Source organism: Haladaptatus ordinarius (assembly GCF_054177595.1).
This window is the reverse complement of sequence record NZ_JBPEHH010000001.1, coordinates 18,627-37,891: the sequence shown is the minus strand read 5'-3', so window position 1 is coordinate 37,891 and position 19,265 is coordinate 18,627. Positions and strand designations below refer to the sequence as shown.

At 64.6% G+C, this 19,265-nt stretch carries 23 protein-coding genes; 20 read left to right on the top strand and 3 right to left on the bottom strand.

Annotated elements, in window-relative coordinates; translation table 11 throughout:
* The first annotated feature begins 2 nt into the window (after positions 1–2).
* Both ACR3FF_RS00230 and ACR3FF_RS00225 read left to right on the top strand, forming a co-directional pair.
* A complete protein-coding gene (locus ACR3FF_RS00230) occupies positions 3–1,814 on the top strand; it encodes a ribosome biogenesis/translation initiation ATPase RLI (RefSeq protein ID WP_458184975.1) in 1,812 nt (603 codons plus the stop codon).
* A gap of 88 nt (positions 1,815–1,902) precedes the next feature.
* Entirely contained in the window at positions 1,903–3,168 is a 1,266-nt protein-coding gene (locus tag ACR3FF_RS00225) for an NHL repeat-containing protein (protein ID WP_458184974.1), read from the top strand.
* Between the two features lie 21 nt (positions 3,169–3,189).
* Here ACR3FF_RS00225 and ACR3FF_RS00220 read toward each other — a convergent pair whose 3' ends face one another.
* Positions 3,190–3,726, bottom strand: a complete 537-nt coding sequence (locus ACR3FF_RS00220; RefSeq protein ID WP_458184972.1) for an archaemetzincin family Zn-dependent metalloprotease — start codon at positions 3,724–3,726, stop codon at positions 3,190–3,192.
* A gap of 39 nt (positions 3,727–3,765) precedes the next feature.
* Between ACR3FF_RS00220 and ACR3FF_RS00215 the strand changes: the two genes are divergently transcribed.
* Positions 3,766–4,155: a UPF0146 family protein gene (locus ACR3FF_RS00215; RefSeq protein ID WP_458184971.1), complete on the top strand. Its 390-nt coding sequence runs from the start codon at positions 3,766–3,768 to the stop codon at positions 4,153–4,155.
* 20 nt (positions 4,156–4,175) lie between these two features.
* Here ACR3FF_RS00215 and ACR3FF_RS00210 read toward each other — a convergent pair whose 3' ends face one another.
* The gene (locus ACR3FF_RS00210; RefSeq protein WP_458184970.1) at positions 4,176–4,919 is read right to left on the bottom strand and encodes a class I SAM-dependent methyltransferase; all 744 of its coding nucleotides are present in this window, start codon (positions 4,917–4,919) and stop codon (positions 4,176–4,178) included.
* On the opposite strand from ACR3FF_RS00210, the gene ACR3FF_RS00205 reads away from it, so the two are divergent.
* From ACR3FF_RS00205 to ACR3FF_RS00180, 6 genes are all read left to right on the top strand, one after another.
* On the top strand, positions 4,918–5,793 hold the full coding sequence (locus tag ACR3FF_RS00205) for a TIGR01548 family HAD-type hydrolase (RefSeq protein ID WP_458184968.1): 876 nt from the start codon (positions 4,918–4,920) through the stop codon (positions 5,791–5,793). The genes ACR3FF_RS00210 and ACR3FF_RS00205 overlap by 2 nt on opposite strands.
* 366 nt (positions 5,794–6,159) lie before the next feature.
* Entirely contained in the window at positions 6,160–7,590 is a 1,431-nt protein-coding gene (locus tag ACR3FF_RS00200) for a PKD domain-containing protein (RefSeq protein ID WP_458184966.1), read from the top strand.
* A gap of 38 nt (positions 7,591–7,628) precedes the next feature.
* Positions 7,629–8,177: a GMP synthase subunit A gene (locus ACR3FF_RS00195; RefSeq protein ID WP_458184964.1), complete on the top strand. Its 549-nt coding sequence runs from the start codon at positions 7,629–7,631 to the stop codon at positions 8,175–8,177.
* A gap of 35 nt (positions 8,178–8,212) precedes the next feature.
* The gene (locus ACR3FF_RS00190) at positions 8,213–10,066 is read left to right on the top strand and encodes a DUF2070 family protein (RefSeq protein WP_458184962.1); all 1,854 of its coding nucleotides are present in this window, start codon (positions 8,213–8,215) and stop codon (positions 10,064–10,066) included.
* Positions 10,067–10,157: 91 nt separating this feature from the next.
* Complete coding sequence (locus ACR3FF_RS00185) at positions 10,158–11,573, top strand: FAD-binding oxidoreductase (RefSeq protein ID WP_458184960.1); 1,416 nt, start codon at positions 10,158–10,160, stop codon at positions 11,571–11,573.
* Between the two features lie 160 nt (positions 11,574–11,733).
* Positions 11,734–12,510 carry an enoyl-CoA hydratase/isomerase family protein gene (locus ACR3FF_RS00180; protein WP_458184959.1) on the top strand — a complete coding sequence of 259 codons (777 nt, stop codon included), beginning with the start codon at positions 11,734–11,736 and terminating at the stop codon, positions 12,508–12,510.
* A 12-nt stretch (positions 12,511–12,522) separates the two neighbouring features.
* Here ACR3FF_RS00180 and ACR3FF_RS00175 read toward each other — a convergent pair whose 3' ends face one another.
* Complete coding sequence (locus tag ACR3FF_RS00175) at positions 12,523–13,770, bottom strand: MFS transporter (RefSeq protein ID WP_458184957.1); 1,248 nt, start codon at positions 13,768–13,770, stop codon at positions 12,523–12,525.
* Between the two features lie 117 nt (positions 13,771–13,887).
* Here ACR3FF_RS00175 and ACR3FF_RS00170 point away from each other — a divergent pair, with 117 nt between their 5' ends.
* The 11 genes from ACR3FF_RS00170 (at position 13,888) to ACR3FF_RS00120 (ending at position 19,256) form a co-directional block, all read left to right on the top strand.
* Positions 13,888–14,145, top strand: a complete 258-nt coding sequence (locus ACR3FF_RS00170) for a DUF5789 family protein (RefSeq protein ID WP_458184955.1) — start codon at positions 13,888–13,890, stop codon at positions 14,143–14,145.
* A gap of 45 nt (positions 14,146–14,190) precedes the next feature.
* Entirely contained in the window at positions 14,191–14,502 is a 312-nt protein-coding gene (locus tag ACR3FF_RS00165; RefSeq protein WP_458184953.1) for a transcription factor S, read from the top strand.
* A 349-nt stretch (positions 14,503–14,851) separates the two neighbouring features.
* Complete coding sequence (locus tag ACR3FF_RS00160) at positions 14,852–15,226, top strand: DUF7344 domain-containing protein (RefSeq protein ID WP_458184951.1); 375 nt, start codon at positions 14,852–14,854, stop codon at positions 15,224–15,226.
* Positions 15,227–15,253: 27 nt separating this feature from the next.
* A complete protein-coding gene (gene truD, locus ACR3FF_RS00155) occupies positions 15,254–16,591 on the top strand; it encodes a tRNA pseudouridine(13) synthase TruD (RefSeq protein ID WP_458184950.1) in 1,338 nt (445 codons plus the stop codon).
* A gap of 100 nt (positions 16,592–16,691) precedes the next feature.
* Positions 16,692–17,117, top strand: a complete 426-nt coding sequence (locus ACR3FF_RS00150) for a zinc ribbon domain-containing protein (RefSeq protein WP_458184948.1) — start codon at positions 16,692–16,694, stop codon at positions 17,115–17,117.
* A gap of 156 nt (positions 17,118–17,273) precedes the next feature.
* Positions 17,274–17,990 carry a DUF2103 domain-containing protein gene (locus ACR3FF_RS00145; RefSeq protein WP_458184946.1) on the top strand — a complete coding sequence of 239 codons (717 nt, stop codon included), beginning with the start codon at positions 17,274–17,276 and terminating at the stop codon, positions 17,988–17,990.
* 39 nt (positions 17,991–18,029) lie between these two features.
* Positions 18,030–18,185, top strand: a complete 156-nt coding sequence (locus ACR3FF_RS00140; RefSeq protein WP_458184944.1) for a DUF8015 family protein — start codon at positions 18,030–18,032, stop codon at positions 18,183–18,185.
* 43 nt (positions 18,186–18,228) lie between these two features.
* A complete protein-coding gene (locus ACR3FF_RS00135; RefSeq protein WP_458184942.1) occupies positions 18,229–18,507 on the top strand; it encodes a 50S ribosomal protein L37ae in 279 nt (92 codons plus the stop codon).
* Positions 18,504–18,638 carry a DNA-directed RNA polymerase subunit P gene (locus tag ACR3FF_RS00130; RefSeq protein WP_007979966.1) on the top strand — a complete coding sequence of 45 codons (135 nt, stop codon included), beginning with the start codon at positions 18,504–18,506 and terminating at the stop codon, positions 18,636–18,638. The genes ACR3FF_RS00135 and ACR3FF_RS00130 overlap by 4 nt, the downstream gene beginning before the upstream one ends.
* 4 nt (positions 18,639–18,642) lie before the next feature.
* A complete protein-coding gene (locus ACR3FF_RS00125; RefSeq protein WP_458184940.1) occupies positions 18,643–18,909 on the top strand; it encodes a KEOPS complex subunit Pcc1 in 267 nt (88 codons plus the stop codon).
* Positions 18,910–19,073: 164 nt separating this feature from the next.
* Positions 19,074–19,256, top strand: a complete 183-nt coding sequence (locus ACR3FF_RS00120; RefSeq protein ID WP_458184939.1) for a hypothetical protein — start codon at positions 19,074–19,076, stop codon at positions 19,254–19,256.
* Positions 19,257–19,265 lie beyond the last annotated feature (9 nt).

The following is a 19,265-nucleotide window of genomic DNA, read 5'->3' as shown; positions in this document are numbered from 1 at the left end:
CCATGGCGGAAGACAGTATCGCCGTCGTCGACCTGGAGCGGTGCTCACCCGACCGGTGTAACTACGAGTGTAAGAACTACTGCCCACCGAACCGGACCGGTAAGGAGTGTATCACGCTCCGAGGCGAGGACGCAGACGAAGGCGGACCCGACCAGATACACATCAGCGAGGAGATATGTCTCGGCGAAACCTGCGGTATCTGCGTCGAGAAGTGTCCGTTCGACGCGATAGAGATAATCAATCTCCCACAGGAGCTACAGGACGACCCGACCCACCGATACGGCGAGAACGCTTTCGCGCTGTACGGCCTCCCCGTCCCCGAGAAGGGACAAGTGACGGGTATCCTCGGCCCGAACGGGAGCGGGAAGACGACGGCCGTGAAGATTCTGGCGGGCGAACTCGCGCCGAACCTCGGCCAGTTCCACGACCCGCCGGGGTGGGACGCCGTGTTGCGACGGTATCGAGGGACGGAACTCCAGAACTACCTCGAAGCCGTTCGGGACGGCGACGTGACGGTCGCGCGCAAACCGCAGTACGTCGACAAGATTCCGGACCGATTCGACGGGAGCACCGCCACACTGCTCGAACGAACGGACGAGCGAGGCGTGTTAGACGACCTCCTCGAACGCCTCGAAATCGAGCACGTGATGGAACAGGACATCGACAGTCTCTCCGGCGGTGAACTCCAGCGCGTCGCGCTGGTGGCCGCACTCGCCCGCGACGCAGACTTTTACTTCCTGGACGAGATTACGCCGTACCTCGACATCAGCCAGCGGGTGAAAGTCGCACGCCTGATTCAGGAGATGGCGAACGAGGACGGCCGGTCGATGCTCGTGGTCGAACACGACCTCGCCATCCTCGATTTGGTGGCCGACAACCTCCACGTCGCCTACGGCGAACCCGGCGCGTACGGTGTCATCACGACGCCGAAATCGGTGCGCAACGGTATCAACGAGTATCTCGCGGGCTATCTCAACAACGAGAACATGCGAATCCGGCCGAACGCCATCGAGTTCGACGAGCACGCCCCCCGCGAGGCGACGACCGCAGACCCCCTCGTGGAGTATCCCGACCTCTCGAAATCCTACGGCGAAGGCGAGTTCTCGCTCGACGTGGAGGGTGGGACGATATACGAAAACGAAGTGCTCGGCATCGTCGGCCCGAACGGAATCGGGAAGTCGACGCTCGCGAAACTGCTCGCCGGCCGCCTCGAACCCGACGAGGGAGATGTCGATTTCGACCTCCGTATCTCGTACAAGCCACAGTACATCGAAATCGACCAGCCGATGCGAGTGGACGCCTTCCTCTCCTCGCTCACCGACGACTTCGGGTCGTCGTACTGGAACACCGAAATCGCCCAACCGCTGTTGCTCGACCGCATCCTGGAGCAGAACCTCACCGACCTCTCGGGCGGTGAGCGCCAGCGCGTCGCCATCGCGGCCTGCCTCTCGAAAGAGGCAGACCTCTACCTGCTGGACGAACCCTCGGCGTACCTCGACGTCGAACAGCGCGTCCGGGCGACCCGCGCCATCCGACGCTACGCCGAGATGCAAGACGCCACCGTGTTGCTCATCGACCACGACATCTACATGATAGACCTCGTCTCCGACCGCCTGATGGTGTTCGACGGCGAACCCGCCCAGCACGGTCACGCCGGTCGCCCGAAGGGGATGCGCGAGGGGATGAACGACTTCCTCGCCAACCTCGACATCACGTTCCGCCGCGACGAGAACGTGGGTCGCCCGCGCATCAACAAGCCCGGCAGTCAACTCGACCGAAAGCAAAAAGGCGAAGGCGAGTACTACTACAGTTAACCCGGTTTTACGTTCTTTCAGACGACAGCCACGACGAGCGCACCGCGAACCGAATCACCTTTTTTCCGACCGGCCGAATCGGACACCAGTGATTTCGACGCTCGTCGCGTGGCTCTCTCGCTCCGACAACCGCGCGAAACTGTTCGCCCTCCTCGCTGTCTCGCTCTTCGCGATTGCTGGCGTCGGGGTGCTCTCCGCACCCGACGGGCCGTTCCTGACCGCAGACGAAGAGCGTCCGACGAACAACACCCTCGTCGCTTTGCAGGGGTACGAATCCGAGGGGCGAGCCATCGAGGTGAATCCGGAGGGCGACGTCGTCTGGGAGTACGACAAAACCGACGACGTGTTCGACGTGGAAGCTCTCGGCCCGAATCGCGTCCAGATAGCGGTGGCCGACGAACTGCCCGACGAGCAGTGCCCGCCCCGATTCCGGGACGACGGCCACGAGGACTGCGTGCGAAACGCCCTCCGCGTGGTCGACCGCGACACGAAAGCGACGCAGTGGGAGTACGCGTGGTTCGACGCCGAACTCCACGCACACGAACTGCACGATGCCGACCACTACACCGTCGATGGCGACGACCGCTGGGTGCTCGTGGACATGGGCAACGACCGCGTGTTCGCGGTGAACCGCGCGAAAGAGGTTCGCTGGCAGTGGAACGCGACTGACCGCTACGACCGCCCCGCGAAGATGGGGCCAGAAGGCGACTGGACGCACGCCAACGACGTGGACAGGGTCGAACCGGGCGTCTTCCGGGTCAGCCTCCGCAACTTCGATACCGTGATCGATCTGCACGTCGAGAGCAACTCCACCAACGACTCGATTCGCGTCGAGCCGGTCGTCGGCCCCGATTCGTTCTCGCAACGCGGTGACGTACTCCACGAACAGCACAACCCCGACACGCTCGGTGGCACCCTGCTCGTGGCGGACAGCGAGAACGACCGCATCGTGGAGATTCGGGACGGAGAACTCGTCTGGGAGTACGGCGGCAGCGCCGTCTTCGATTGGCCGAGAGACGCCGACCGCCTCTCGAATGGCCACACGCTCGTCGCCGATTCGTACAACGACCGCGTCGTGGAAGTGGACGAAAACGGCGACGTCGTCTGGGCGATAGAAACCAGGGGACTCCCCTACGAGGCAGACCGCCTCCCGGGAGAGGGAAGCGACGGCCCGACCGCGAGCGAGGCGGGCATCCCGAACCGAACGCAAGATTCCTCAGTCGTCCACGAACGCGGCGCGTGGGCGATTTCGATGGCGAAATACGTCGCACCGGACGCCCTCGCAGAGCAACTGATCGTCATCGTCCTCGGGGCACTCGCACTCGTCGGAACCGGAATCGAGCACTGGCGATAGCCGAAAAAGCGTTCGAAGCGGTTACAAAACCTGTCGTTGGCAGGTGCCACAGAGGTTCTCTTCTTTCACGTCCACCTCGCGGACGGTGGGCGAGAAGTTCATCACGCAGCGAGAATTGTCACAGTGTTCGAGGCCGAATGTGTGCCCGATCTCGTGGACGACTTCCTTGCGCACGCGGTCGGAGAACACCTCGTCTGCAGGTTTGGTCGAGATACCGCCGTCGGAGGAGAGACCGTCGGACGCAGGTTGGAGTCGGTAGGTAGAGATGACGCTCCCGCTGCCGTCCAGATAGGCGAGACCGAAGACGTAGTTTCGGCGGCGGTAGAAGAGGTCCTGGGGCGTGATGGCGATGTTCTTCTCCCCGGTGCCGATGCGACTCGCCAACTCGATGAAGTCCTCGGCACGGTACTGGTCGCGGTTGGGGTCGTGTGACCCGGCGGGGATTTCCTGTCGGTCGTGTACCATCACGTCGCAGTCGTAGATAGTCCGGAGGGCCGCAGACGCCTCGCGTTTGACCCGCCCCGTCACGTCCCCCACGGGGACGATGTCAATCAACATAGAAACGTCTATGGCGGGACACCCCATAAATATCCCGCCGTGAATTCGGGAACCTGCGACGGAATCGCCGCCCGCCTCGCTGACTACGAGCGCGCCGTCGAAATCGGAATCGGCAATCGAACTGACGTCGCGCGCGCGCTCTCCGACGCTGGCGTGACCGTCACCGCAACTGACGTCCACCCCAAGGAGGTTCCCGAGGGCGTCCGGTTCGTCCTGGACGACGTAACCGACCCCGACGCGACAGTGTACGAAGATGTCGACGTGCTCTACGGCCTCAACGTCCCGCCGGAAATGCACCGCCCGGCGCTGGCGGTCGCACGCGCGTTCGACGCCGATTTCGTCTTCACGACGCTCGGCGGCGACCAGCCCTCGGTTCCCGTGCGCCGGGAGACGATTTTGGGCGAGACGCTGTTCTGGGCGCGGGAGTAGCGGAAGTATCTCAGTCGACGCTACTCCTCCGGTTTCTCCGCCACCAGCGTCTCCGCCGCGTGCTGGTGTGGCTCTCCGCCGGAATTATCGTCATCAGAATCCGAACGCGATTCTGATTGGCTCACGAGAGCCGTTCTCGCGTGAACGTCGAAGACGAACTCGTCTTCCGCCAGCACCTCCCAGTCGTCGTAGTACCCCCTGAGTTTGCCCTGTTCGTAGAAGTGTTCGTTCTCTCCCCAGTCGGGCGCTGGCGGAACGTCGGGGTGGTCGACGAAGGCGGACAGGACGTGGATGCCGCCGTCCGTCGTGTCGGTTTTGAACTGGTCGAACTGTCGCTCGCGGTTCTCGGGACGGAGATACTGGAGCGTGCCACAGGAGTACACCACGTCCATCGCCGGGAAGTCGAGGTCGTTTACGTCGGCCTCGCGGGTCTGAATCTCGACACCGCGCTCCGCGGCGAGTCGCTCGGCCTTCTCGAGTCCGTTGGGCACCGGGTCGACCGCGAGGACGCCGTACCCCGATTCGGCGAGGTAGACCGCGTCTCGACCCTCACCTGCACCGATATCGACCGCAGCAGGGGCCTGGCGGTCGGGGGCGAACTCCAGAACAACCTCGGCCAATTCGTTGGGGTCCGTTCCCCAGTAGTACTCCTCGCGTCCGTAGACTCGCTGGAGTTCGTCGTACTGCCTCGGTCGTGTTTCGGAGGGGAGACGGAAAAAGGTGATTCGGTAGACCCATACTCCGTCGCACGAACGCCAGCACATGGACGTGGACGCTCTCGTGCTGGACGTCGACGGAGTGCTCGTGGACGTGGCGGACTCCTACCGACGGGCCATCGTGGAGTCCGTCGAAAAGCTGTACGACGATACGATATCGAACGACGACGTGCAGGCGTTCAAAGACGCTGGCGGCTTCAACAACGACTGGGAGCTCACGTACGCCGCAGCGCTGTACGTTCTCGCCTCGCGCGACGGACTCGACCAGTCCATCGAGACGTTCACCGACCGAATCGCCGAGGAAGGCGGCGGACTTGACGCCGCAGAGACAGTCGTGGCCGCCGCGCTCTCCGACGACGCCCTCGCCCGGGTCCGGGATGCGTGGAATCCCGAACGACTGCGCGAGGTGTTCCAGCAACTCTACCTCGGGAGGGAACTGTACGCCGAGATAGAGGGCGCGGAACCGACGCTTTCCACGCGGGGCTACATCAACGACGAACCCGTGCTGGTTGACCCGGAGACGATAACCGAACTCACCGCGACCCATCCGGTCGGAGTCGTCACCGGCAGACCCGCAGCCGAGGCCGACATCGCCCTCGAACGCGCCGGACTGGACGTGGCCGACGACCACCGATTCACGATGGACGACTGGGAGCAGGGCAAGCCACATCCGTACGCGCTGACGACGCTCGCCGACCGCTTCGACGCGAGTTCGGTCGTCTTCGTGGGCGACACGCTGGACGACGTTCGAACCGCCGTGAACGCCGCGGAGACCGACCCCGACCGCGAGTACTTCGGCGTCGGCGTCCTGACGGGAGGACTGACGGGCGAGGACGGCCGTCGGAAGTACGAGGCCGCGGGCGCGGCGGCGGTCGTCGATTCAATAAACGACCTGCCTGCACTCCTCGCAGAAGGTCGCTGATTTCGGGAGGAGAGCAGCGAGCTCGGTCTCTGCCGAACACGCCGTCGAAACCGTCCTGCTCGCCCTGATCTCGGCATTCGTTCTCGGCGCAATCCTCTCGCCACCGACCCGTTCGAGCAGGTTTTCTATACGGTTCCGCTGTTCGTCGTGATGGTCCCCGTAGCTTAGTTCGCACCGACGCGTCTCGCGTAGTCCATTCCGGTCCGGGCGACATAGGCACGACCTGCGCGTTCTTCAGGCGGGCCATTACAAAGAGGAGAACGTCCGTCTTCGGCGACGATAGTCCGCACGAAGCGGACACGCCGAGAATATGGGACGTCGAATCACCGCGAGCCGCCCGCACCGAACCGCGAGGTCGAATCGTCGATGAGCAGACGCGCTGTCCTGAGTGTCCTCCTCGTCCTCTCCACGCTCGGCACGGCCGCCGCACTCCCGCCACCCGGTCTTCCCGGCGACGACCTCCCCGACGCGCCAGCGTCCGACCACGACACCTACGCCGTCCAGCAGGGCGACACCTGCGTCCCGGTGAAACCGGTCCAGGGCAACCAGAACGTCGTCGAGTTCTACGACTATCGAAATCCCCACACCGAACCGAGCGACTGGTCGTACAGTTCGTTCGCACCCTCGTCGCTCACCCGCGACAACGGGAGCACGATGTTCCTCTACGAGGCTCCGGACGGCGTCGTGAGCCTCGTGATACTCCACGACCAGCGACGAGCCAGTCGGACCGGACAACGACTGCCGATGAGCGCGGTGACGTTCCGATTCGGCGGCCTCCCGGCGTCGGGTCAGTGGGTGCTCATGGACGACACGTACGAGGGGCGCGACGACCGCTGGTCGCGCAACCGCATCGACTGGACCTGGACCGGGTCGCGCGTCGACGGAGCCGTCTTCCGGGGGCTGTCGGGTGAGTTCCGGACGACCGTCTCCCCGCGGTGGAACGAGGCGGCTGCCCTGCACGACCCGCGTTTCGGGTCGGAACCGGTGAACTCGTGGACGTTCCTCTCCGGCAGCGTCGCCAATCCGACCGAGACCGAACTCGACATGGACGCACCTCTCGTCGTCGAACCCGGCGGTTGTGGGGCGCCGCCGGAGGCCGCACTCACTGCGAGTGGGACGGACGATGGAGCGAAGACGGGTGAACCGGTGTCCTTCGACGCGAGCGGGACGACCGACCCGGACGACGACGTGACCGAGTATCGCTGGGATTTCGACGGCGACGGGTCGGTCGACGAGACGACGAAGCAACCGACGGCCACGCACGTCTTCGAGTCGCCCGGCGAATACACCGCGCGGGTAACCGCGGTGGATAGCGAGGGCCAGACGGACAATGCGACCGCGACCGTGCGGGTGACGAGAGCAAGCGCCGACGTTCGGGTGACAGACGCCTCGCTTGACCCATCGAAAGTGTCTGAAGGTGAGTCGGTGACCGTGACCGCGACGCTCGAGAACGCGGGCGACGGAGACGGCACGGCCACCGCCGAACTGTCCGTCGCGGGAACCGTCGTCGAGACGAAGCGGGTGGCCGTTCCGGCGGGAGAATCCCGTGACGTTCAGTTCACCTACCGGGCGGAGTCGCCGGGCGAACACGCCGTGCGCGTGAGTGGGGCGGAGGCGGGAACGCTCGTGGTCAAGCGGGCGGAAACCAGCGAGTCGCCGGGCGACGGAACGACGGGCGACGTGACCCAGGAACGGAACGACCTGCCGGGGATGGACGAACTGGCCGCACATCCCGAGTGGGGAGCGGTCGCAGTCGCACTCGTCTTGCTCGGCGGCGCAATCGCGGCGAGACGGTGACGAGGCGTTTTTATTCGTTCCCTTCATAGCGCCCGTCAATGACGAAGATTCTTGTCGTGGACAACCACGGCCAGTTCACGCACCTCGAACATCGGGCGCTTCGGGACATGGGCATCGAGACCGACCTCGTCGACAACACGACCCCGCCCGGGGAAATCGACGCCGACGGACTCGTCCTCTCCGGCGGCCCGTCGATGGACGACATCGGACACTCTGCGGAGTATCTCGACCTCGGCGTGCCGGTTCTCGGCATCTGTCTCGGCATGCAGGTGATGGCACACGTCTTCGATGGCGAGGTCGGCGAGGGAGACTACGGTGGCTACGCGGACGTGACCGTCGAGATAACGGAAGACGACGACCCACTCGTGGGGTCGCTCGCGCCCGAGACGCGCGTGTGGGCGAGCCACGCCGACGAAGTAAAGCGGGTTCCCTCCGGTTTCGAGCGCACCGCCACCAGCGACGTGTGTGGTATCGAGGCGATGAGCGACACCGACCGCGACCTGTACGGCGTCCAGTGGCACCCGGAAGTGGCACACACCGCCGAGGGCGAGGAAGTGTTCGAAAACTTCCTCACCATCTGTGAGTAGCATTCTTTAACTCTCCCCGGCGTAGCTTTCCTGCAATGACTGCGACACAAAGCGACCTGGCGGGTCTCTCGCGCTACATCTTTCGCGCGCCTCGGTGGTACGCCAGTGTCGCCTTCGCGTTGCTCATCGCGGCCATTACGGGTGTCGGGGCCTTCGACTCACAGTACATCCTTCAGGACGCGTGGGAAGGAGTCTTCTTCATCGGGATTCCGACGGTCGCCGCGAGCGTGCTGACGACGCCGGTCGACCGCCGTCTCGGCGGCCAGTTGACCTACAACCGGTCGTCGCTGCTGGCGCTGACGTGCGAGGTGCTCGTCGTCGCGGTGCTGACGATTGCGGGAATCATCGCCGCGTTCACGTGGGTCGGACAGCAGTTCGTCTTCGACGCACTCATCGTCAGCCTCGCGTCCGTCTTCGCATTTCGCCTCCTCGTCGTGATGGCCGTTTCGCGAAGTTCGTTTCTCGTCGCAACGATTCCGGCGAGCATCCAGACTGGAACCGCCGCGCTCCTCTTTTTCATCTACAGCGAGACGATTCGCGTCTTCGAGGTCGGTGGCCCGCTCGTACAGAACCTGCTCGCTCGTGGCGACAAAGCACCCCAGGCGCTCGGCGTCATCACGCCGCGAGATTTCATCGTGCTGGCCATCGTCAGCGGAATGTACGCGCTCGGGGTGTGGGGGTTTCTCGTCGTCATCGACCGACCGTGGCGGCGCAGTCTCGGCGTCAGTTCGCTCGATTTTATCCGGGGGTTCATCGGACACATCGCGGAGGGCACCCGCGAACTCGAAGATTTCTTCGAACAGATCGGCCAGAAGGCGGTCGTTCCCGTCACCGTGCTCTCGTTTCGTCGGTGGGATGGAAGCGAGAAAGCCCGGTTCGTCCTGCCGATGATACACCCCGGCCCGATGGGCGAGATAGGCGGTGGAAACCTCCCTCGGCGCGTGGCGAGTCAGGCCGAAGGGCTCGCGTTTCCACCCCACGCCACCGCTGGACACGATTTCAACCTGGTCACCGAACGCGAGGTAGACACGATTATCGAAACGGCACGGGCGGCCTACGACCGAATCGAGTACAGCGACAGCGCGACGACGAGCGTCAGGGCGCAGAACGGGGACGCCAAAATCGTCGGGCAAGGGTTCGGCGACGACGCCCTGTTCGCCGCCACCTACTCGCCGAAGTTCGCCGACGACGTCGAGTACGCGGTCGGACTCGCTGCGACCGCGGAAGCCCGGTCGAACGGACTGGACGACGTGATGCTCGTCGACGCCCACAACTGCAACAACGGACTTCAGGGCGAGGACATCGGTCACGTCTACCCCGGCAGTGAGCGGTCGTTCCAGATGATTCAGGCCGCGGCGGCTACCGCGAACGAACTCGGTCAGGCAGAACGCGGCCGACCCCGACTCGGCGTCGCGTGGGACGAGACGGAGTGGACGCCCACCGACGGCATCGGGCCGCTCGGCGTGCGGGTCGCGGTGGTGGAGGTCGCCGAGCAGCGGACGGCCTACGTGCTCGTGGATGGGAACAACATGGAACCCGGCCTGCGAGACCGAATCGTCGACGCTGTCGACACGGACGAAATCGAGGTGATGACGACCGACACGCACATCGTCAACATGGTCGAATCCTCGAACCAGGTCGGTGCGGCTATCGACCACGACGAACTCATCGACCTCGTCGATGGGCTGATCGCGGAGGCAACCGACGACCTCGAACCGATAGAGGCGGGGATGGAGAGCGAACACGCCGAGGTGACGGTGTTCGGCAACGACCGCACCGAGACGCTGGCGAGTCACGCCAACGCCGTCATCGCCATGGGCGGTGCGCTCGCGGGCGCAGTCATCCTCGCGGTGATGGCCATCAGCGTGCTCATCTTCTTCCTCGCCTGAATCCAGGCCTTGTTCCCCGGTCGAACCGTGTCAGACCATTTTGCAGTCGTGTTTATTGACGTTCCGGTGGTACCCGTGGGCGGTGGGGAACATGGCAATCGAGACTACCGCATCGACGACCGAGACGTTCGAATCGGCAGTGGAGGCGTTCGACTCCGAACTGAAAGGCGACCTCGTCACGCCCGAAGACGAGGAGGCGTACGACGAAGCACGGCGGGTGTGGAACGGGATGATAAACCGCCGACCGGCGATGGTCGCCCGGTGTGAAGGCGTCGCGGACGTTACGGCGTCGGTGACCTTCGCGCGGGAGCACGACCTGCCAATCGCGGTCCGGGGTGGGGGTCACGGCGTCGCCGGGCGGGCGACGGTGGACGACGGACTCGTCGTCGACCTCGAACCGATGAACTGGGTGCGAGTCGAACCGGACGAGCGACGAGTTCGCGCCGGTGCGGGTGCGACGTGGGGCGACGTCGACCGCGAGACGCAAGCGTTCGGACTGGCCGTGCCGGGCGGCGTCGTCTCCGATACGGGTATCGCGGGTCTGACGCTGGGCGGCGGGATGGGTCACGTCCGCCGGAAGTACGGCCTCTCCTGTGACAACCTCGTCTCGGCTGACGTGGTGACCGCCGACGGCGAGTTCGTCACCGCCAGCGAGGACGAAGACGAAGACCTGTTCTGGGCGCTCCGCGGTGGCGGCGGTAACTTCGGCGTCGTCACCGCGTTCGAGTACGAGTGTCACCCGGTCGGACCGGAGGTCGCCACGTGTTTCGTCTGGCACGAGGGCGACAGGGCGGCCGAAGCCCTCCAGTTCTTCCGGGAGTACGCAAAAGACGTCCCCGACGAGGTGAGTCTGCTCCCGTTCTACGCGTGGGTGCCCGAGATGGACGAGTTCCCCGAATCGTCGTGGGGCGACCCGGCCGTCGTCTTCCTCGGCTGTTACGCTGGCGACCCCGAAGCGGGCGAAGCGGAACTTCGGCCCGTCCGGGAGTTCGCCGACCCGGTCGCGGATTTCAGCGGAACGATGCCCTACGTCGAACTCCAGACGATGCTGGACGAAGATTACCCGAACGGCCGGTACTACTACTGGAAGTCGCTCTATCTGGACGACCTGAACGACGACGTCGTCGAGAGCATCGTCGCCTGTTCGGAGCGGTGTCCGGTGGCACTCTCGACCGTCGACATCTGGCACCTCGGCGGCGAAATCGCCCGCGTCGGCGAGAACGAGACCGCCTTCGCCCACCGGGACGCGCCGTACGCCCTCAACTTCGAGGCCAACTGGGACGACCCGCGCGAGACGGAAGCGGCCATCGCGTGGGTGCGCGAGGGCATCGCGGAGATGCGAGAGCATCCCGAAGTGCGCGGCCAGTACGTCAACTTCCCCGGTCTCGAAGAGGAGCCATCGAAGGTTCCGTTCGGCGAGAATGCGGCGCGTCTCGCGGAAGTGAAAGCCGCGTACGACCCCGAGAACGTCTTCACCGCACACGGGAACATCGACCCCGAGCAGTGAGGCGAGCGGAGACGCCGGACGCTCTCGTCAGTGTCTCTCGTGGTCCCGGGCGACACGTCCCGACGGTCGTCGAATTGGGTGGTCGTTCGTGGGTCTACTATTCTCCGTCGTCATACCCCCCGTCGCAACGATTAACCGGCCACCGGGAGACACCTCAGTCATGTCCGACTGGAACACGGTACGGCTCGAGTTCGACGGCGAAGTGGCGACGCTCACGGTCGACCGCCCCGACCGACTCAACGCGCTGAACGTGGAGACGCTGCACGCGCTCCGCGAGGCCATCGCCGAAGCCGAAACAGAGGATGCTCGCGCGCTCGTGCTCACGGGCGCGGGCGAGAAGGCGTTCGTCGCAGGAGCCGACATCGGCCACATGCAGGACCTCTCGACGGCTGAGGCACAGGAGTACGCCGAACTGGGCCACGAGGTCGCCGACGCGCTCGAATCGTTCCCCGCCCCCGTCATCGCGGCCATCAACGGCTACGCCTTCGGCGGCGGCTGTGAACTCGCGCTGGCCTGCGACCTGCGGGTGGCGAGCGAGAACGCCGTCCTCGGCCAGACGGAAATCGACCTCGGCATCATCCCCGGCTGGGGTGGCACACAGCGCCTCTCGCGCATCGTCGGCGACGAACTCGCACGCCGTCTCGTCTTCTTCGGCGAGCGAGTCGACGCACAGGACGCCCACGAGATGGGGTTGGTCGGCGAAGTCGTCGCCCACGACCAGATCGCAGACCACGTCGCGGAGATGGCAGGCGACCTCGCGGAGCGCCCGGCGTTCGCACTCCAGGCCGCCAAGGAAGCACTGAATCAGGTTCACGAGAGCACACAGTCGTCGGGGCTGACCTACGAGCGCCGCCTCTGGAGTTCCCTGTTCGGCACGCACGACCAGCGCGAAGGGATGGCCGCGTTCTTGGACGACCGCGACGCGGAGTTCGAGTGACAGAAACGTCCGCTAATCCTGGGGCGCTGGGCGCACGTCCGCTCCCGGCGCGACCGTCTCTTCGACCTGCGTGTAGACGAGGATGGCCCCGAACGCCGCCAGCACCGCACCGACCTCGAACGGAACCGCGAAGCCGAACTGGACGAGATAGCCCGACGCGAGCGGGCCGATGGCGGTGCCCAGTCCGAACGACATCGTCAGGATGGAGAGTTGCGTCCCCGACTGTCCCTCGCGCGCGAGGTCGCCCGCGAGCGCGAGTGCGGGGGCGAACACCAGCGCGCCCGAGACGCCCTGCACGAGTCGGGCGGCGAGCATCTGCATCGAGGTGTCGACGAACCCCTGTGCCAGCGTCGAGGGAACGAGCACGACGAGTCCGGCGACGATGAACGGGCGGCGTCCGAAGCGGTCGCTCGCCCGCCCGACCGGTGTCTGGAGGACGACCTGCACGAGGACGAACGCCGCGAACTGGAGTCCGAACCACGTCTTCCCCTGGTCGAGCCGTTCGTTTATCATCGGCTCGATGGTCGCCAAAAGCGCGATACTGACCGCCAGAAACAGCGTCGCCAGTCCGAGCGTGAACACAGGGTCAAGACCCCGACTGTCGCGCACCGACAGTTCGAACTCCTCGCCAGCGCTGGCTTTCGTACTCTCCGGGTCGCTCACCAACAGCGTGACGAGCAGGTAGCTGACGAGCGCCCCGACTGCCGCGAAGTAGAAGGCGGCGTCGAAGCCGGTCATCTGGAAGCCGAAGAGGTCGTACGGGCCGCCGTCCACCACCGTCCCCGCCGCGATTGGGCCGAGACCGAACCCGAGCAACCGGAAGGTGTTGAACAGACCCATATTTCCGCCGCGCGTGTCTGTCGTCGCGAGTTCGTTGACCAGCGCGATGGTGCAGGGTATCGTGAAGGCGACGCCGATTCCCTGGAGCGCACGGATGACCAGAAGCGAGGCATAGCTTCCGGCGAAGGCGTAGGCGACGTTGGTCACCGTCAGAATCGCCAGTCCGAACAGGATGAACACTTTGCGCTTGCCGGTTCGGTCGGAGATGCGCCCCGCGAACGGCTGGGTGAAACTGTTGAGAAAGCCGAACAGCGAGAGGACGATGCCGGTCACCAACGTCTCCGCGAGACCGAACGTGTCGCCGGAGACCGCACCGCTGGCGATGTACACGGGCAGGACGACGATGAGAAAGGAGTTTCCGACCGCGTCGGCCATCCGCGCCAGCGCCAGCGCGAGCACTCGCCTGTCGATACTGAACATTCCATTCGACGTACCGACCGCGTGCTCAAGACGATTGTGATGGGGATAGCCTCGTGGTTGTGACCGCGACACGTCCCGCAACAACAGCTAATACCGTGTCCGATGTACGTAGGTACCATGTCTCGTACTGTCAAATTCAGCCATCTAGAGTCCACGCTCGACCAACTGGACTATCCCGTCTCGCGCGACGAGGCGTCGACGGAACTGGACGACGTGACGCTGGTACTCGCAGAGGGCGAGGAGAACCTCGGGGAACTGGTCTCACAGACCGAACAGGAGTCCTACCGGTCGGCCGAAGACCTCGAAGTCGAAATTAACAACGTCCTGCCGCGAGAGGCGGTTGGCGAACCGTACCAGTCGGAAGGCGAGGGTTGAGAAGCACGTCACTTAAATGGGCGCGTCGGCTATCCGGGGACAACGATGGAGTTCTGTGACGAGTGCGGTTCCATGATGAAAGCAGACGATGGCTTTTGGGTCTGTGGAAGCTGTGGCTACGAGAAGCCAAGAGGTGACGCCAGCGAGTACGTCGTTACCGAAGACCAGGAAGTCAGCGAGATTATCGAGAGTAGTGGCGAGAGCAGTGGTCTTCCGACGACCGGAGCGCAGTGTCCGAACTGCGACAACGACGAAGCCTACTGGTACATGCAACAGATTCGCTCGGCAGACGAGAGCGAGACGCGGTTTTTCGTCTGTACCGAGTGCGAGCACAAGTGGCGCGAAGACGACCACTGACCGCTCCTTTTTCGGCAGACTCCCCGAAAAACGCCCGGCCGGAGACACACCTCACCCGGAGAGTGACCGCTCGACACCCGGAGAGCGACCGCTCCGGGGAGTCGACACAGTTTTTCCGATTCCGTCGTCGATGCCGTGTGGAGTTCGACGCCGGCGACCGACTCGAAACGACCGTTCCGAAGCACATCCGGTAGACGTTATAAACACCACCCTCTCACTCGACCCCTCGACCGGGTTCCGCATCGATGGGGGCTTGCGTTCTGGCCGTCCGGAACGGGAGCGGTCGTTCGTCGGATACCAACGTACGTAGGCACACCGTTCTTCGTCGTGACATGCCACTACTCAACCGATGATCGAACGGCGAACGAAATTCGAAACCGAGACGCAGTCGTCCAACGAAACGTTCGACGGGTCCATCGAGACGATTTTCGACGTGCTCGGAGACTCCCGTCGCCGACGCGTGCTCTCTTCCCTCCACAAGGAATCGAGGCCCGTCCCGATTGCCGACCTCGCCCGTCACCTCGTCGACCAGGAGACGGACACCACCACCGATGCCCCATCCGACGCCGTAGAGCGGGTCGAAATACAGCTCTACCACGTCCACCTCCCGAAGATGGCGGACGCCGGGTTCGTGAGATACGACCCCGAATCGGGGATGGTCGCTCCCGACGAGGCCATCGGGGTGGCGATGAGCTACCTCGAACTCACAGAGTACAGCTTTTAGTTCTATCCGGGTCCAATCTCCGGACGAATGCGCGAGGCACATCCTGTCGAGACCGTGGTCGGTATGGAGTACTACGTCAGCGACACCGACGGTGTGGGGGGCACGCTCCGCGAGACGAACGACGACTTTCGCGTGCGCGAAATCGAGCGATTCGACACCGAGCCGCTCGACGCCGACTCGGGGGCGTACCCCCACCTCGTCGTCCGGGTGACCCTGCGCGGGTGGGACACGAACGATTTCGCCCGCAGGCTCTCCAGCGCGCTCGGCATCAGCCGCGAACGCGTCTCGTGGGCCGGGACGAAGGACAAGCGGGCGGTGACGACGCAGTTGTTCAGTCTCCGAAAGGTCGACCACGACGACCTTCCCGACCTCGGGGACGCCGACATCGAACCGGTGGGGCGGGCGGGACGGGCGCTCCAGTTCGGCGACCTCGCGGGCAACGAGTTCGAGATAACCGTCTCGAATCCCGACCGACAGGAGAACGCCGAGAAGATCGCAGACGAACTGCGAGAATTCGCTGGCGAACAAGACCCAAATCGACTCGCCGTGCCGAACTTCTTCGGTCAACAGCGGTTCGGCAGTCGGCGACCCGTCACGCACGAAGTCGGCCTGCACGTCGTTCGCGGCGAGTGGGAGAAGGCGGTGATGGCCTACGTCGGCAATCCTTTCGAAACCGAACCCGAAGACACCCAGGAGGCCCGTCGGGAAGTCGAGGCGATCGCACCGGACTGGAACGCCGCGCTCGACGCCCTGCCGAAGCGACTGGGATTCGAGCGAGCGATGGTCCACCAACTCGCAGAACACGGCAGCGAGGACCCCGAACCTGCGGACTTTCGGGCCGCGCTCGAAGCCCTGCCGACCAACCTCCAGCGATTGCTCGTGAACGCGGCCCAGTCGTTCGTCTTCAACCGGATTCTCAGCGAACGACTCCGCAGAGGACTGCCGTTCGACAGACCCGTCGCTGGCGACGTGGTCTGTTTCGCCGAGGAGGTCGACGGACTGGTCGTTCCGGACGTCGACCGACGACAGCGCGTGACCGAAAAACGCGTCCGCACCATCGAGCGCCACTGTGAACGCGGTCGCGCGTTCGTCACCGCACCGCTGGTCGGCACCGAGACGGAACTTGCGGAGGGCGAACAGGGGGACATCGAGCGCGAGGTGCTGGCCGACCTCAACCTCGACTCCGCCGATTTCAACTTGCCCGGGGAGTTCTACTCGACCGGCACTCGTCGAGCGATGCTGGTTCGAACCGAGTTCGTGCTGTCGAACGACCCGCTGTCGTTCGAATTTTCGCTTCCTTCGGGGTCGTACGCCACGGTCTTCTTACGCGAGTTCCTGAAAGCCGATCCGCTCGTCATGGGATGACCACCCACCTCGACGTGGGATAGCCATTTCCCCCTCGCCAACGTACTTCGAACGGGAACGAAAATGGAAACGATACAGGGAACTCGACGGAGATGCGAGGATGCGAAGTAGTCGAATCCAGCGCGAAGTCGACGCCGCACTCGCGGAGGGGTGGCGAATCGAGTCCGAGGCACCCGACAGGGTCGTCCTCGTGAAGCGAAACTACGGCGACTTCGGCGTCCACGTCGTCCTCGCGCTGCTGACGTTCTGGTGGACGCTCGGCATCGGCAATCTGGCCTACGCGGCGTACAAGTACGTCAACGACTCACAGCGTCGGGTGCTCTGGGAGTCTGGACGGGAGTGCCCGGCGTGTGGCGCGGACGTCGACCCGGATGCAGATTACTGTCGAAGCTGCGGGGCGGAGCTGCCGACCGAACCGGACCCGGTCGGCATGACCTGTCCGAACTGCGGGGCCGCCGTCGCGGAGGGAGCAAAGTACTGTAGCGCCTGCGGCGAGGGTATCGCGGAGATAATGGAACAGGAGTGACAGGGATCCACACTCACCGTTTCGTCGGGAGGGAATAAGCGGACGCCAGCGAGTCAAGTACGACGGCGGTGAGTGCTCCCATCCGATGCTTCGTCCGCTCACGGTATCCCATTCCGAAACGGGGAGACTAAACCCGACGATTGGAAAGTGAGGTCCATGGAGTGTCGGCAGTGCGTGTCCTCGCTCGAACGTCCAGGCGACTACTGTCTGGTCTGCCGGACGCACAACGCCGACACGGTGGTTCTCGACCTGTCCCGTGACCACGCGACGATGACGATGCTGCTGGACGAGGAGGTGGTCGGCGTGACCGACGTCCGAACGACGCCCGAAGACGGGGAACGGGAGGTGGTCGAACTCCGCAATTTCGCCGGGCGAATCGCGGACGAGGTTCGACGAAAGCGCCCCGAGGAGGTGTACGCGGCGGGCGACCGGGACGTGATTCGAGCGGTGCGCGCCCAACTGCACCACGACTTCTACCGGGTGGGCGACGAGAAGCCGGTCGAGGAGGTGCTCGAACGCCGGGGAGAGCGGTCGCTGGAGGTCGTCGAGACGCCCCCAAGCGAGAAACTGGGTGGTGCCCACTCCACGCTCATCGGGAACCGAGACGGGATGCGCGCGATTCGGGAGGTCGCGTCCCATCCGCACGTCAAGAAGATCGTTCCCGGGCCGATTACCGCGGGCGGTTCGAGTTCGTCCTCCGGCGTCCGGGCGAAAGCGACGCGGGCCGACGAGAACGGGAACGTCCGACTGCTCTTGCGTGACGGGTCGAGCGTGCAGGAAAACCGCGTCGTCACCACGGCGATGGACCGCGAACGCGGCGAACGCGTGCGCGAGGACCTGAACGAAGTCCTGGAAGGCGCGGGGTTCCAGTAGCCACAGCCCTTTTGAGGGTGGCTAATTATATGTAATTACATGGCCTCTCGCTACGACGCAGTGCTCGCAGCGATCCCGACGCTCTCGGGCGGTGGATTCGTAGCAGGACAGTTCACGTCGTTTCCGGCGGCAGTGGTCGGACTGCTCGCGGCGGTGCTCGTCGTCGCGTACGCGCTGGCCCGCCCCCCGACGTAAACTCAAAGGGTTTATCAGTGTTCTCGGGTTAATCTCCGCTACTATGGCCGAAGACAGTCGATCACGGACCGGTAGCGCCGGACGGTTCGGAGCGCGATACGGCCGCGTCGCACGCAAGCGCGTCTCCGAAATCGAATCGAACATGCACGAAAACCACACCTGTCCGGAGTGCGGGAACGACACCGTCGACCGGAAGGGCACGGGTATCTGGGCGTGTGCTCGGTGTGACTACAAGTTCGCTGGCGGGACCTACCGTCCACAGACGCCCGCTGGACAGACCGTCAAGCGTTCCATCCGCGCCGCCCTCTCCGACGAAGAATGAGTTACAAGTGCTCGCGCTGCAAGCGGGACGTCGAACTGGACGAGTACGGCGGCGTCCGCTGTCCGTACTGCGGGCACCGCGTCCTGCTCAAAGAACGAAGCCGCGACGTGAAGGAAGTCAACGTCCGGTAACGCCGTGTCTCACGACGCGTTTCTCGAATTCGACTACGAAACCGACGAGCGCACAGTCCTCGTTTTCCGAAGCGTCGAACAGGAAGTCGGCGAGATAGCGGGCGACCGCTCGCGGGCGACGATCGACCGCGACGGAAAGACCCTCGTCGTTCGCATCGAAGCCGACGACCTCGTCGCGCTCCGGGCCGCCCTGAACACCTGGCAGACGTTGGTAGGTGTGGCGGAGGAGGTTTCGACGAGCGGCCGGGCCACCTCGGTCGACGGTCGCTAGATCGCGGTCCCTGGTTCTCGGTCGGCTGCCACTTGAACCACGCGCCGCCGCCACCACCCAGTCCCGCCGTTGCGACCAGCACGACGGTCAGGAAGACGGGCAGTTCCCACGGCCCACCGACGGCGTGAACGTCGTCCGGGTTCGGGACGAGAAAGTGGAAGTAGATGCCGAACGCGAGCGATGCGGGTCATCGAGAGTGTGAACACCGCGCTCCCGACTTCCGCCCGCGCCACGGGAAGACGACCCCGACCACGGATGAGAGCGTCACCACGAGGCCGACGAACGTCGACTGGAACAGCGTCAACGGAACCGGTGTGGCGACGTGCGGACGCCGTGGACCGGATTGACGAGCAGGT